We start from the raw sequence: 13,795 nt of genomic DNA, 5'->3' as shown, positions 1-13,795 counted from the left end.
TTGTGGATGTTTGATTTTGAAAAATTAGAGGTTTATCAGATAGTAAAGAGTCAGAATCTCAAGGTTTTGGCGTTAATATCACAATCAACATTAATTGATATTTACATCAAGGATCAGTGGAAGAGAGCATCGCTTAGCGCACTGCTGAATCTTGCGGAAGGAACGGGAAGGATGTCAGTACAGGATAAAAAGCATTTTTATACGATTGCCAGGGGTTCGGTTTTTGAATGTGCTGCCATATTGGATTTACTTCATGAAATGAAAATTATAGAAGACGATTCATATACGGCTTTATACAATGGCTATGAGCAATGTTCCAAAATGCTACTGGCCATGTACCGATCAATGGATCGACAAATATAATAAGTCACACTCACACTTCACTTGCACACTCAAACTCACACCCTCTTCACTCACACTTCACTTGCACACTCAAACTCACACCCTCTTCGGGGTATAGCGCAGTCCGGTTAGCGCACCTGCTTTGGGAGCAGGGGGTCCTCAGTTCGAATCTGAGTACCCCGACTTTGAAAAATGTAATGGGTTGTAAATCATATATTTTACAACCATTTTTATTACGTAATAAAATTTGTAATAAACTTAGTAAGGTTAGAAGGTAGTTATTCTATGTTTTTTCGTATTTAAATCATTGCTTCACAAACTTTCCCACCTGCACCGTCCTGTCAGTTGTGATCCGCGCAAAATATACGCCACTGGGGAGCGTCTTGATATAAATAACGGTGAGCGGTGAGATTATGATTTGGGATATGACCTGCTGGGCGCTGACGTTGTATATGGATAAGGTTGTGTTATTGACGGGTGTGGTGGAAGGCAGTGCTACGGTAATGGTGGTAGAAGAGGGATTGGGGTAGACAGATATGCTTTCCATAGAATGCGGTAATTCATCAATGCCAACAACAGTATGAAAATAATAATGGGTACTGTCGCCATAGGTTATTTCAGAGCCAGTATCATCCCACCGTTTATAAGAAGTACTTATTGTAAAATTCTTGTCATCATAGATGGAAAATGATTGCCGTATATTTATCCAGTTATTGTCGTTCCATTCCTGGTCTAATTCACTGGTCAGATTGTTGTTTGCATCGTAAGTTTTGGTGGACTGAGAGTAAATTACCCATAAGTTGTCATCCCAATGATTTACTACTTCACTGGTCAGGTTATTGTTAACATCATAGGTAAAAATGCTTTGCTGCGTATTCGACCAGTCGCTGCCGTTCCATTCTTGTTCCAGTATGCTTGTTTGATTATTGTTGGCATCGTAGGCATAAATCCGTTTATGAGTTGTCAGCCAAGTGCTGTCCTGCCAATTTTGCAATATTTCACCTGTCTGGTTATTGTTAGCGTCGTAGTAATATGTGTTTTGCCAGTTATTCACCCAATCGCTGCCATTCCATTTTTGATATAATTCAGTCGTATTATTATTATTATTATCGTAAGTATAGATGTGCTGCCAAACATTCGCCAAATTATTACCATCCCAAGTTTGGTATAAGTATGTTGTTAGATTATTATTGGTATCGAAGATAAAGGTTAATAGAAAACCATAACCCCACGTGTTGCCGTTCCAGTTTTGCTGATATAAATCACTTGTCCTATTATTGTTGGCATTGTATGTACAAATATGTTGACTAAAATTCCACCACGTGCTGTCATTCCATTGTTGTATTAAATCACTTGTCGTATTATTGTTGGCATCAAAGGTTCTGTTTCTTAGCAAGTCATTCACCCACGTATTGCCGTTCCATCCTTGTATTGCTATACTTGTCCAATTATTGTTGGCATCGTAAGTGTAAGTATATCGACAATCAATATCCCAGTCGATACCGTTCCATTTTTTAAATAATTTGCTTACTGGATTATTATTGGCGTCATAAATTATATTAGTGACTTTAAATGCATTTATCCATCCAGTGGAGAGCGTATCCAATTCCCAGTAGTAGATACTATCAATTATTTGAACATATGACGACTGCACGAGTCCTTGTTTATTAATAATCTGTGTAGAATAAAATTCACAGTAGATGTCAGGTGGTTTCGATCCTCTCTTCCAATTCAAATTCTGAATATCTTCCATTGGATTGGATGATGTGGGTTGTAAGCCGAAAGTTGGCTGGTCGTTTTGGGCAAATGCATCAATTGATAATGCAATCATTGCAAAAAGTAATAATGTTTTCATTTTACTTTGTTTAAATCATTGAACTAACAATTCGTGGAATGTATTTGATTTACAGCAAGTACTATGCCGTAAATGTAATGAAAACCATACGGTTTAGCAATATTTAATGCGAATGGCAGCGTAAAAGTGTTATGGCTTTAATGTGCGACAATAAGCCTGTGATTAATGTTCTACTGTGGTCAGTTGCGCGTATGAACGTCAAGCAACACTCAGTAATTCAGGTGCTTACACCGCTATTTCCATAATGAATAATGATCTCAATGAATATTATTCTATATAGGGTATAATAAGTGATAATATTTTATCCCTTATGCGCCAGAAATGAGCCGTAGTGCTTATTGCTTGAAGAATTTGGTTATCATCACAGTCTTTTCAGTAGTGATCCGCACAAAAAATACACTACTTGGCAGGGTTGAGGTATCTATAACGGATGTTGGTTTGTTTATGCGGCGCGATATGACCTGCTGGGCGTTAACGTTATATATAGCGACAGTAGCGTTCTTTAAATCTGTGGTGCTGGGCAATTCTATGGTGATAGTGGTCGATGCGGGGTTTGGGTAAATATTGATGTGGCTACCTGATGTACCGTTTTATAATTAATACTAATCTAAGAATAAATGCCTTGTATTATTTACAATCTAACGGTTTAAAAACTTCATTTATTGGCATTGATAATCATTAAGTTATGACCGCTTTTTAGTGTGAGTACCCCGATAAAAGAAGTCGACAGTCAGAAGTAGGCAGTCAACAGTGTGGTTGACTGCCTTTTTTTATCGTATTCCAACTTCAACTCCCTCATCGAGCCAATCCCTGAATTCCACTAAAAAAAACAATGGCAATATTCTGCCATGTTTCCCGAATCGTACCATTCTACCTTTGTTTCATCAACGATAAGAAAAAAGAAAAGTTCTTTTTATCATTTAATTCAAACAAACAATTTAAAAAACGGAGGTTGTTATGAAAACTTTAAAATTTGCTTTGATCGCAGCATTAGTTGCTTGCACGATGGTGAGTCTCGCTGACGCAGACGGATTTAAGAACAAGCCGAAACCAATGAAGGTCGTAAATCTGACCCTGGAAAAGGCCATACAAATCCCCGGGCTGGTTGTGGCCATGTATCAACAGATCGACAAGGATGATTTCCTGAACAATACCCAGCTCATTTTAGTGGCTGAGGTTGTTTACCAGGGAACCCTCTACCGGATCAGTGGCTCTTATGAACAGTGGGTATTGTTTTTTAGACTGCACGGAGATTTGCCTGTCAACACAAAATATCCTGTTATAGGTGTAAATTAGGTTCCCTTCTGTCAAAACGCAGGAAGAGGACGTCTCAAAAACGAGACGTCCTCTTTTATATTGGAGGCCTCAGGGTAAATTGAAAAAATATATCTTTGGAGTCCAAGCCCCATTATGCCATGCTGAGTGATATCCTCAAAGGCCGGGATCTTTCCCCGGAATTCACCTTCACTGCTTCCCGAAGCAGCGGGCCAGGCGGCCAGCATGTCAATAAGGTCAGCACCAAGGTCGAACTGAGGTTTAATGTAATTGAATCTGCCCTTCTTACTGCAGAAGAAAAGGAAATTATTCTCACAAAGCTGGCCAATAAGATCAATTCAGTGGGTGAACTGATCCTGGTGGCTCAAAGCGATCGTTCCCAACTAAAGAACAAGGAAAAGGTGATTGAAAAATTATATACTCTTCTATCTAAAGCGCTTACCCCGGTTAAGAAGCGAAAACCCACTAAACCATCCCGGGCAGCTAAAGAGAAAAGGTTGGAAGATAAACGGATCAGGGCTGAAAAAAAAGAACGCAGAAAGAAGTAATAAAAACTCTTCCTACCTTTATGCTTTCACTCCAAATACCTATCGCCATGGCAAACCTACTGAACCAATCCGCCGCCCACAAAGTGGCAAAAGCGCTGGATATCCGCCTTGGAACCAGCGGAATCAAAGCACTGAACAGCAGAATAGAGGAAATTATTAAGGAAGCTACCCTCAAAGCCCGGAAAGCCCGGAGAAAAACTATCCTGGAACGTGATGTCGCACACGAAAAGGATCTTTTTTCCTGATAAATGATAAATCGTCCATCGTCCATCTTATATCGAACATGATACATCGGCTCAAATATATTTAGATTAACAAATGCCTGATCTCACCCATAACCATTAATAATATTGCAAGAAAATTAATAAACAAGAAAAATAAAAATTATATTTGTATCCAACGTAGGAGAGTTTATTTACATCCGTTGAATTCTTTTTTTTACGTACAAAGTAGAAGAAAAATAAAAGATAACCAAAAAAAAATTAATACATCCAAATTAAGAATCAAAACCATGGACTCTCCAAAATGGTGTAATTTGTGTAAACGTAATGTTGTTGCTCTTAAAAATTTCAACTGGCTTGTTTTCATTTTCCTATTGGGAATTTTTTACCTTCCGTACCATATTTTCTTTGCACATGCAAAATGCCCCATCTGTCAGGGTGAAAACTTTTCGGTCCCAAAGGCAAGCGCGCTTGAAGAAAGCGCATAGAAGAAGAAATTGGTTGAGGCTTTTTTCTCATCATCCATCTTGTCAATAGGAATTTCTTTAGGAATTTGACAGGGTCAGGCCTGGGTTTAAGTTGAGTAATGTTTATATTTTCCTTATACAATGGTCATGATAATTAAGGGAGTTTTTTTCTTGTTGTACTTATTCAGACTAATTGTTGCTTTTAAACTATTCAAAAAGGAAAGGTTAATTCCATTTGTTAAAGAGTACCAGGATGCCTTACTATAAATATAAAGATCATAATATTTTCTATGAAGACCAAGGATCAGGACCCTGTCTTTTTTTCGTTCACGAATGGAACTCTTCATCGTTATCATTCAGGAAACTTAACCTTAAATATCTCGTTAAAAAATTAAGAGTTATTTGTATTGATTTACCCGGATACGGATATTCTGAATTTGTGGAGGGGCTTCAATTCGACGATTTTTCAAATATTCTCATCGAACTGATAGATTATTTGAAAATACAGAAATGTTCTTTAATGGGTTTTTGTCTTGGGTCGACAATTATTCTGAATTTTTATCAAAAATTCCCTGAGCGTGTCAAATTCTTAATTTTAATCGAGCCCATTCTGAAATTTCCAAAAATTCTCATTCCTCTTCTAATACCGAGATTTGGAGTTTCCGTCTTTAAATATGTGGCAAGACATCGACTCATTTTTTCTTTGATCGGTTCACAATTAATTGGGGCAGATAAAAGCCTTAATACACATATTTTTAATGGCATAGGCAGAAATGATCCCAAAATATCAAAACTGTATTTGCAGTTGCTGTTCAAAAAAAATAATCATTATGATTTTCATACGCTTAATTTTGATACACAAAAAAATTGCATTTGCATTTTAGGTGAAAATACCATTCTTCTCTTTAAAAAAAATGCAGCTTACTTATTAAATCATTTCAACATCCAGAATTGTTTTGTACTTAATGGTACCAGGCATTTTGCGCTGATTGAACAACCTGTTGAGATCTCCAACATTATTTTTAAATATTTAACCTGAATTATTCAATTCTGGGATTCATCGTCGGGGATGCTTCTTGGTGTTCCTTTCGAATTTGAATCCGATGCGAAACTAAAGCTGAAACCAGTAACTACCGGGGAATTAAACCAAAGAGATTAAAATAAAGGCCGGAAATTCAATCGATTACTGGCCTTTATTTTAATTCCTTCCGTTTCAAAAAATAAAAAAAGATCAGATAGAAGAGCGAAAGGGAGAAAAGGTTGAGAACAAGGATGGCGATGAACCCACTTCCGTAAACAAATAAGATAGAGAACAAAAGAAAAATATTGTTTAAAATGATGGCTTTTGCTAATGCTTTGGCACGTGCAGAATCAAGATTTTCAAATTCAATTTTCTCCTTTGATAATACAATCAGACCAAATCCGACAATGAGCAATAACAGGATCAGATCATCGGCAAAGTTTGTCCTGAAGGTTACAAACATCTTTGTTTCCAGAAATGAAGAGAATATAGCAAATACAGGCATAGAGAACCTAAAATCGAACCAGAGGTAAAGAACGGCCAACGCGATTCCGGAGATGGTCACAAACCGACCCGCTAATTTCCATGGATAAGGTAAAAGCAAATTTTTCATTTATTCTTTTCCTCTCCGTGATCCTGTTAGTTTTCCACGCTGGTGTAAATCGGGAACTCGGCGGTTGTTTCGTCATCGAACGTAGCCAGGACTCCTACAAGTCCAAATTTGTGATTCGCGATGTATGTTATTTTCGTAACTCCGGCACTACTCTTAAGATAACTGGGGGTTTCCTCCACCTTTATTACTTTGATCAAATAAAAGCCATAAGGGTAATCGTCGACGCCCGTTTTAGCGACAACTGTTCTGACCTGGCCCGTTGTACCGATCTTGTAAGTATCGCCCACTGATGAACCATACTTGACCAATATGCCGGCTCCGGGACCAGTCTTGCATTCAAAGCCTTCCTTGGTTATCTTATACTCCATGTTGGTCGCTGAAACCTTATCCCCTGTAATGGTGATTCCCGGGATATTGGCCAACAGGTTTTTCAGAAATTCGTTTTTAACGGTGGCCGAACCGCTGAATGAAGACACTCCGCTTTTCAGGGTAATAACCGTTGCAGAAGCATCACTGACCCCTGCAATTTCCACTGAGCTTGATTCAACCGTAACTCCGACCTCACCCATGGCGGACTGATCACCGCTCAATACAGAGGGATCATCTTTTTCACATGACAAGCATAACACAACCACGGTTATGCTTAAAAGAAAAACAAACAGCTTTTTCATGACTACAGATTTAGGTTAAAATTTATTTTTGATAATGGTTTGGTAACTACATACCCATCAATGTTACAAAATATTTTTGAACCAAATAACTAAAGACATAATTTGGGAATAATAGTTATCAACAATCCAATGTAGTAAATTAGTATATATAAATGCTGAATATTTCCTGCTCATATCGAATTAAAAAGGCTAAATTAGTTAAGCAGCCGCTCTTTTGCGCCGCAGCTCCCTGAGTCCTACCGCACATTGATTGGCCTCATCCCAAAACCTGATGCCTAATGCTTTAAAACTTTCGAAAAAAGTTATAGGCTTGACATCCTGAAACAAGGAATTCTCTTTATGGCATTTGGGCAAGTTGTAATTCGGTATTGTCGGTCCCAGATGATGAATATGGTGAAAGCCAATATTCCCTGTAAACCAGCGCAATATACCGGGCAGTTTGAAGAAAGAACTTCCCTGCATGGCCATCTTCAGGTAATCCCAATCTTTGTCCCTGCACCAATACACTTCGTCGTACTGATGCTGCAGATAGAACAGGTAAATCCCTCCAATGGAGGCAAAGTACATAACCGGCAACTGGATCAATAAAAACGCCTGCCATCCAATAAACCAACTTGCAATCGCCGCGGCAATAAACATGATAATATTCGTGGCATAAACATTCAGGCGCTGCTTTTCAGTCATGCGCCGGTTGGTGAACCTGTGGCCTATAATAAAGATGGCTATTCCGCCGATGCCCAGCAAAATCGCCGGGTGCCGGAAAAAACGGTATGAAAAACGTTTAAACGGGCTTAGCGCCAGATATTCATCAACGGTTAGTGTCCATACGTCGCCAAGACCACGCTTATCCAGATTACCGACCGTCTGGTGGTGGGCTCTGTGGCTGTCGGTCCACTTGTGGTAAGGAGTAAAAGCAAGCATGCCGCATGCGCTGCCGATATAAAAATTCAATTTTTTGGAACGGAAAAAGGACCCATGGCCGCAATCATGGAAAATGATAAATATCCTGATCAGGAAACCGGCAGCAAGTAACATGAGAGGTAACGTTAGCCAGAACGACACTTTCATGGTTTGCACCATCAGTATCCATATCAGAAAATAAGGGCCCAGCGAGTTGATCATTTGCCAGACGCTGTGCGATATCCGGGGCTTGTTATACTTTGAAATAATCGACTGCCAGGATTGTATTGATGTTGTTGATGTATGTTGAGTCATGATTCTTACAACTTATTATCAGAAGTTATTGCTACCAATTTTTGTACGGCGATCTTTTCCTGTTCTTACCACCGTATGATTCTTTCGACTTGTTGAATGACCTGTCATTCGATTTGCCTTTAGGCTTATCTTTCGACCAATCATTCGCCTTGCCTCTTGTTTTGTTTTGAGACCAGTCGTTCGACAAGTCATTCGACCAGGCTTTGGATTTTTCATTCGGCTTGTCGTCAGACTTGTAATTCGGCCTGTCGTTTGATCTGTATTTAGATCTGGCTTTAGGCTCAGTACCGGAGATTTCCACCCTCACTTTAACTCCTTCAAATTTAGCATCATGGAAAGCCTTTATTACTTCTTCCCATGACTTTTTTTCAATCTCAAAAAAGGAAGACCGCTGGCCAATCTCAATTCGTCCGACCGCGATATTCCTGTTTCGGGTCTGCTCATTGATAAGCCCGATCAGTCGCGGAGGATTGAGTCCATCCTGAAATCCGGCATTAATCTGTAAAGTCATAAACTGCCCTTTGGGGGTGCGTTTTCTGTCTCTGTCTGCTTCCGGGTGGGCCACGTTCAAATCGGGGGTATTCTTGTAATAGGAAAGAATCCTGTTGAATTCAACTGAAACAAAATGTTTGATCAGATCTTCACGGCTGAGCCAGTCAAGTTTTTTTAAGATGACGGGCAGAAACTGTTCAATCTGGGCTTCGTCCACTTCGACGTTTTCAACCCTGTCGACCAGGTTAAAAAGCTGCTTTTCACAGATTTCCACACCAGTTGGTACCTTTTTCTGATCAAATCGTTTACCCAGCATATGTTCAATAGCCCGTATCTTCCCGGTTTCGCGGGTATGGATGATGGAAATCGCTATACCGCTCTTCCCTGCGCGGGCTGTCCGGCCGGTACGATGGATGTAGACTTCGTTATCATCCGGGAGGTCATAGTTGATGATATGAGTCAGGTCGTTTACATCCAGGCCGCGTGCAGCAACATCAGTAGCGACAAGCAACTGGAGCTGTTTGATCCTGAAACGGTTCATGACAAAATCGCGCTGGGCCTGTGAAAGGTCACCATGAAGAGCATCAGCATTATAACCGTCATTCATCAGTTTATCGGCTACTTCTTTTGTGATGGCCCTGGTACGGCAAAATACGATACCGTATATGTTCGGGTAAATATCCGCAATCCTTTTCAGTGCGGAATAACGGTCTTTCGCCTGAACCATATAAAATTCATGACGGACATTATCGGCGCCCTGATTACGGTTTCCTACCGAAATTTCATCCGGTTTGTTCATGTATTTCCGTGCAATGGCTGCAATTTCCCCCGGCATAGTTGCCGAGAACAGGAAGGTGCGTTTTTCTTTAGGCGTTTCAGCCAGGATGACATCAAGGTCATCTTTGAAACCCATATTCAGCATCTCGTCAGCTTCATCGAGGACCAGCCATTTAATAAAAGCTAATTGCAATATCTTGCGGTTGATGAGGTCCATCACGCGGCCGGGTGTACCAACGACTACCTGGCAACCTGATTTAAGGGCCTTTATCTGGTTCCTGATATCGGCGCCGCCATAAACGGCAACGGTCTTAAAACCCCTGGCGTATTTTGAATATTTTTCCATATCGCTGGTGATCTGCATACAGAGCTCACGGGTCGGGCAAAGCACAATTGTCTGCACTTTATTGAAATCCATATCGGTCAGGTGGATCAACGGAAGGCCAAAAGCCGCCGTTTTACCGGTGCCGGTCTGGGCAAGGGCAATTAAATCTTTCTCGCTGTTGAGGATTAGGGGGATGATCCGTTCCTGGATCGGGGTCGGCTGTTCAAAGCCGAGTTCATCGGTTGCACGGATAATATCCTCGCGCAACCCGGTTTCTTGAAATGTCATGCTTAATTTTTCTGGGGATTTGCGGCTGCAAAGATACACCTATTTTTATTGATAATCAGAAAAAATTGCTTTAGTCATCATTATCAGTCAGATAAAGATGCAAAATCTTCAACGATGATTTAAGATCTGATTGAACATCACTTTTCGAGATGTTGACTAAAACCTCCTGGCCGGGAAGGATATCAAAATAATTATCAGAAAACCGGCCGGTAATCCCATCACCATATAAAAAAACATTTTTAGCCAGGTTTGCGGCAGTGAGCGATATTTCAATCAAATCTCCCTTCTCTTTGATTTCAGCCTTAATATTGGGGTTTGTCAAATCAAGATTTTTAGGTTTGACGAAATAATGAAAATCTGTGTCAAGCAATATATCACCCTGTCGTAATTCTGATACCATAACGACAGAGGAAAGGTCAATTTTTCCAAGAATTTCAGTTAACGGGCTGTTCAAAAAAAGGATTGATTGAGCCGTCATCTCGAACTCCTGAACAGCTTCCCATTCAACCTTTCCGGTGAAACTGACCAACTTCATCAAGACTTGCATTTTTTGTCCCGGCTGATTATCTGAAACGACATATCCATTTAAAAAGCCATCAGATTCAGTTAATACAAGAACTGTTGGTTTAAAGGCTTCCCTGGCGAAATAATGCAAAGCTTTCCATCTCCCATAATAATCAATACCTGACCAGGAGGCTACCGGCCAGCAATCATTGATCTGCCAGTAAAGGGAGCCCATACAGTAAGGCATATCGGACCGGTGAGATTCAATTGCCATTTTGATGGCTTCGGCCTGGAGCAATTGTCCGACATATAAAAACTGCTCAAAATCACCGGGGATATTATAATCTTCTTCCATATACTGCCGGATCCTGAGATTCCCTATGCCGCTCCGCTGGTGCGACATCATCACTTCGGATTCAATATTGTAGTCTTCCGGTACAGTATATTTCTTTACTGAATTAAATTCCGGAAAAGATTGGAAGCCATATTCACTCATAAACCTTGCCCGGTATTTGCAGAAATCGCTGAAGGGATGGAGTCCGTGCCAAACGCCCCAGTAGTGCATATCGCCTGATGTAGTCTCATAACTGGCCAGTTGTCCCATACCTGCTGACGGGGAGGAATGCCAGTAAGAACGGCCGGGATCTTCCTGTTCAATTACGCCTGGCAGAATATGATGAAATAAAGTATCGTAAGCTTTCCAGATCACCTGGCGCTGCTCCGGGTTGTAACGCTGCTTCCAGCCCCAGCCCCTGTTTTCCTCGTATTCTCCCCAGGCGTTTTCGATCTCATTATTGCCGCACCAGAGCACGATAGACGGGTGATTGCGCAAGCGTCGCACATTGTCAATAGCCTCCTGCCTGACATTTTCAAGGAAAACCTCGTTTCCCGGGTACATCGCGCAAGCAAACATAAAATCCTGCCACACCATGATGCCATATTGATCGCACAAATCATAGAAAAGATCATTCTCATAAATTCCGCCTCCCCAAACGCGCAACATATTCATGTTGGCTTCATAAGCAGATTTTATGATAAACTCATACTTCTCAGGACTGACCCGGTTCAGGAAAATATCATCGGGGATATAATTGGCCCCTTTTGCAAAAACGGGGTTACCGTTCACCTTAAAATAAAAGCTTTTCCCCTTCCCGTCCGGATCGGGCTGCCGAACAAGCTTTACAATACGGAGACCGGTTTTAGTCTCCATAACATCGATCACCTGTTCCTTGTCGGCTAATTCAATCCTGATCGTGTAAAGCTTCTGACTTCCAAGGCCGTTTGGTTGCCAAAGCACCGGGTTGTCTATCGTCAAAGGCATTTCGAGCAAATTATTCCCAATTTCCAATTTCCAATTTCTGGTTGATAATGAAATGTCATCTACAAAAAGATTAAGGGTGATTTCGAGCTTCTCTGCTGCGACTATTTCAATTTTAGCAGTTAATCCAGCTCTTTCTGTGGAAAGATCGTCAGTTATTATTTGAATATTTTCCAAACATGCTTCATCCCATGCTCTTAATATAACCGGGCGCCAGATGCCGGAGGTGACCAGGCGCGGACCCCAGTCCCAGCCAAAATGATACGGCGCTTTACGGACATAAGGGCTTACTTTGTCTTGTCCCATTTCTCCGGCTTCCGACTGGTCATTATCCGCAGCAAGCTGAAAACCATAAGCTTTCAATTCTTCCAATCCTCTCTGTGTTGGCGATGCCAGTATGACCGATAGCTTGTTTTCTCCTTTCCTGATCTTTTTTGTGACGTCTATTTTCCATGTCCTGAACATATTATCTGTCTGCTGTAAAAGGTCTCCATTTAAATAGATCTTCGCATAAGTATCCAGCCCTTTAAAAATCAATTCTATCCTGTTGTGTTCAAGAACCTGGCCATCTGCTATAAAAACGGTCCTGTATTCCCAGTCAACCTTGTCGATCCACTGAATCTGCTTTTCATTCAGCCGGTAATAAGGATCTTCAATAATTTTATTTGCCAGAAGGTCGGTATGAACTGTTCCGGGAACAGTTGCAGGCAGCCAGACTTCTTTACCGGCCTGGCTGAATTTCCAGTCATGGTTTATTTCCATTTGAATCATGCTCTTTATTTTGTAGTCATCACTGCAGGAAGCCAGCACGAAAACAAACATGTAAAAAACCAGCATCCGGTTAATCATCATCACTGCATTAAATAGTCTTTGCAAGAGGATCCACCTTTTTCCAGAGTTCGACAGAGCGGTCCCATAATTTAGCGCCCTCTTCGGGGATATAAATTTTAGGATCCATCTTTTTATGGCGGAACATATGCAGGTACTCATTCGTTTTATCCTCATAATCAGGCGATACGGCCATATAAACTACCGGCTTGGCTGCTTTTTCCGGGGATTTGAAAATAATACTGAAGATGCTTTTAAGGGTAATCCGCAATAATAGCGGAGCTTCCTTGACGATATTGGAATGAACAGGTCCCGGGCAAATGGCATGAATGCCGGCAAAATAGCCCTCCTTATTTACCCTCCTGGACAACTCGGTGGCATAGGTATTTAAAACGAGTTTAAAATAACTGTAATTGGATATACCCTTGGAGGTGCCATAGTCAAAGTATTTCCCGAATTCTTCATAATCGATGAGTGAAGAGCCCTGGTGTGAGTCCGATGAGATAAAAATCACCCTGGGTTTGAAAGATTTTTGTTTTCCGTTGACATCAATCACTCCGGAAGTAATTAACAGGTTAGTCAGCATAACATTCGACAAATAATTAACTAGAAACATTTCTTCGAGGCCCGATTCGGTCTTCCTTGCTTTTGGCAATGCCACACCTGCATTCAGGATTGTCACGTCCAGGTGAACCCCATCCATTTTCAAGCCTTCGCAAAAATCGTGAATGCTGTCGATTTTGCTCAGGTCAAGGAATCTCATCTCTATATTATCCGAGCCGCTTTTTGCTTTGGCTTTCTCGCCTGCTTCCGGGATTTGCCTCCGGCATGCCATGATCACCTTCCCGCCCCTTCTGGCTATTTCCACTGCCAGGGCAAATCCAAGGCCTGAGTTAGCCCCGGTAATCAGGCATGTTTTAGCTTCAAAACTGTCACTATCAGAAAGTCTGTCCGCCAGTTCCTGTCTGGAAAAAAAATCTTTCAGCCCTGCCATTGCAGCAACTACCGGGTTATCGAAGCGTCCATGTGCCATAT

At 41.1% G+C, this 13,795-nt stretch carries 12 protein-coding genes and 1 tRNA gene; 6 read left to right on the top strand and 7 right to left on the bottom strand.

Translation table 11 applies throughout. The annotated features are described in order from the left end of the window. The first annotated feature begins 6 nt into the window (after positions 1-6). Both M0Q51_12815 and M0Q51_12810 read left to right on the top strand, forming a co-directional pair. Positions 7-363 (top strand): four helix bundle protein, encoded by a 357-nt coding sequence (locus tag M0Q51_12815; GenBank protein ID MCK9400857.1) that lies wholly within the window; start codon positions 7-9, stop codon positions 361-363. Between the two features lie 87 nt (positions 364-450). Continuing rightward, a tRNA-Pro gene (locus M0Q51_12810) sits at positions 451-525 on the top strand. Positions 526-646: 121 nt separating this feature from the next. On the opposite strand, the gene M0Q51_12805 is transcribed toward M0Q51_12810, so the two are convergent. Beyond that, complete coding sequence (locus M0Q51_12805) at positions 647-2,197, bottom strand: T9SS type A sorting domain-containing protein (GenBank protein ID MCK9400856.1); 1,551 nt, start codon at positions 2,195-2,197, stop codon at positions 647-649. A gap of 957 nt (positions 2,198-3,154) precedes the next feature. On the opposite strand from M0Q51_12805, the gene M0Q51_12800 reads away from it, so the two are divergent. The 4 genes from M0Q51_12800 (at position 3,155) to M0Q51_12785 (ending at position 5,747) form a co-directional block, all read left to right on the top strand. Further along, positions 3,155-3,493: a hypothetical protein gene (locus M0Q51_12800; protein ID MCK9400855.1), complete on the top strand. Its 339-nt coding sequence runs from the start codon at positions 3,155-3,157 to the stop codon at positions 3,491-3,493. Positions 3,494-3,588: 95 nt separating this feature from the next. Next, positions 3,589-4,020: an aminoacyl-tRNA hydrolase gene (gene arfB / locus M0Q51_12795; protein MCK9400854.1), complete on the top strand. Its 432-nt coding sequence runs from the start codon at positions 3,589-3,591 to the stop codon at positions 4,018-4,020. A gap of 47 nt (positions 4,021-4,067) precedes the next feature. Further along, a complete protein-coding gene (locus M0Q51_12790; protein MCK9400853.1) occupies positions 4,068-4,265 on the top strand; it encodes a hypothetical protein in 198 nt (65 codons plus the stop codon). Positions 4,266-4,961: 696 nt separating this feature from the next. After that, positions 4,962-5,747 (top strand): alpha/beta hydrolase, encoded by a 786-nt coding sequence (locus tag M0Q51_12785; GenBank protein ID MCK9400852.1) that lies wholly within the window; start codon positions 4,962-4,964, stop codon positions 5,745-5,747. Between the two features lie 154 nt (positions 5,748-5,901). On the opposite strand, the gene M0Q51_12780 is transcribed toward M0Q51_12785, so the two are convergent. From M0Q51_12780 to M0Q51_12755, 6 genes are all read right to left on the bottom strand, one after another. After that, positions 5,902-6,342, bottom strand: coding sequence for a hypothetical protein (locus M0Q51_12780; protein ID MCK9400851.1), 441 nt, complete (start codon positions 6,340-6,342; stop codon positions 5,902-5,904). Positions 6,343-6,368: 26 nt separating this feature from the next. Next, complete coding sequence (locus M0Q51_12775) at positions 6,369-7,013, bottom strand: hypothetical protein (GenBank protein ID MCK9400850.1); 645 nt, start codon at positions 7,011-7,013, stop codon at positions 6,369-6,371. 198 nt (positions 7,014-7,211) lie between these two features. Continuing rightward, positions 7,212-8,228, bottom strand: coding sequence for a fatty acid desaturase (locus M0Q51_12770; GenBank protein ID MCK9400849.1), 1,017 nt, complete (start codon positions 8,226-8,228; stop codon positions 7,212-7,214). A 31-nt stretch (positions 8,229-8,259) separates the two neighbouring features. After that, positions 8,260-10,110 carry a DEAD/DEAH box helicase gene (locus M0Q51_12765; GenBank protein MCK9400848.1) on the bottom strand — a complete coding sequence of 617 codons (1,851 nt, stop codon included), beginning with the start codon at positions 10,108-10,110 and terminating at the stop codon, positions 8,260-8,262. A 70-nt stretch (positions 10,111-10,180) separates the two neighbouring features. Next, a complete protein-coding gene (locus M0Q51_12760) occupies positions 10,181-12,808 on the bottom strand; it encodes a glycoside hydrolase family 2 protein (GenBank protein ID MCK9400847.1) in 2,628 nt (875 codons plus the stop codon). Further along, positions 12,792-13,793 carry an SDR family NAD(P)-dependent oxidoreductase gene (locus tag M0Q51_12755; protein MCK9400846.1) on the bottom strand — a complete coding sequence of 334 codons (1,002 nt, stop codon included), beginning with the start codon at positions 13,791-13,793 and terminating at the stop codon, positions 12,792-12,794. Before M0Q51_12755 ends, M0Q51_12760 begins: the two co-directional genes overlap by 17 nt. Positions 13,794-13,795 lie beyond the last annotated feature (2 nt).

It is taken from the genome of Bacteroidales bacterium (assembly GCA_023229505.1).
Lineage (GTDB): Bacteria > Bacteroidota > Bacteroidia > Bacteroidales > JAGOPY01 > JAGOPY01.
The sequence above is the reverse complement of the archived record's forward strand: the minus strand, read 5'-3'. Positions and strand labels throughout refer to the sequence as shown.

Excerpts from the sequence above, each read along its gene's own strand:
- M0Q51_12815 (MCK9400857.1), top strand. The coding sequence starts at position 7 with ATGTTTGATTTTGAAAAATTAGAGGTTTATCAGATAGTAAAGAGTCAG.
- M0Q51_12805 (MCK9400856.1), bottom strand. The coding sequence starts at position 2,197 with ATGAAAACATTATTACTTTTTGCAATGATTGCATTATCAATTGATGCA.
- M0Q51_12800 (MCK9400855.1), top strand. The coding sequence starts at position 3,155 with ATGAAAACTTTAAAATTTGCTTTGATCGCAGCATTAGTTGCTTGCACG.
- M0Q51_12790 (MCK9400853.1), top strand. The coding sequence starts at position 4,068 with ATGGCAAACCTACTGAACCAATCCGCCGCCCACAAAGTGGCAAAAGCG.
- M0Q51_12785 (MCK9400852.1), top strand. The coding sequence starts at position 4,962 with ATGCCTTACTATAAATATAAAGATCATAATATTTTCTATGAAGACCAA.
- M0Q51_12780 (MCK9400851.1), bottom strand. The coding sequence starts at position 6,342 with ATGAAAAATTTGCTTTTACCTTATCCATGGAAATTAGCGGGTCGGTTT.
- M0Q51_12775 (MCK9400850.1), bottom strand. The coding sequence starts at position 7,013 with ATGAAAAAGCTGTTTGTTTTTCTTTTAAGCATAACCGTGGTTGTGTTA.
- M0Q51_12770 (MCK9400849.1), bottom strand. The coding sequence starts at position 8,228 with ATGACTCAACATACATCAACAACATCAATACAATCCTGGCAGTCGATT.
- M0Q51_12765 (MCK9400848.1), bottom strand. The coding sequence starts at position 10,110 with ATGACATTTCAAGAAACCGGGTTGCGCGAGGATATTATCCGTGCAACC.
- M0Q51_12755 (MCK9400846.1), bottom strand. The coding sequence starts at position 13,793 with ATGGCACATGGACGCTTCGATAACCCGGTAGTTGCTGCAATGGCAGGG.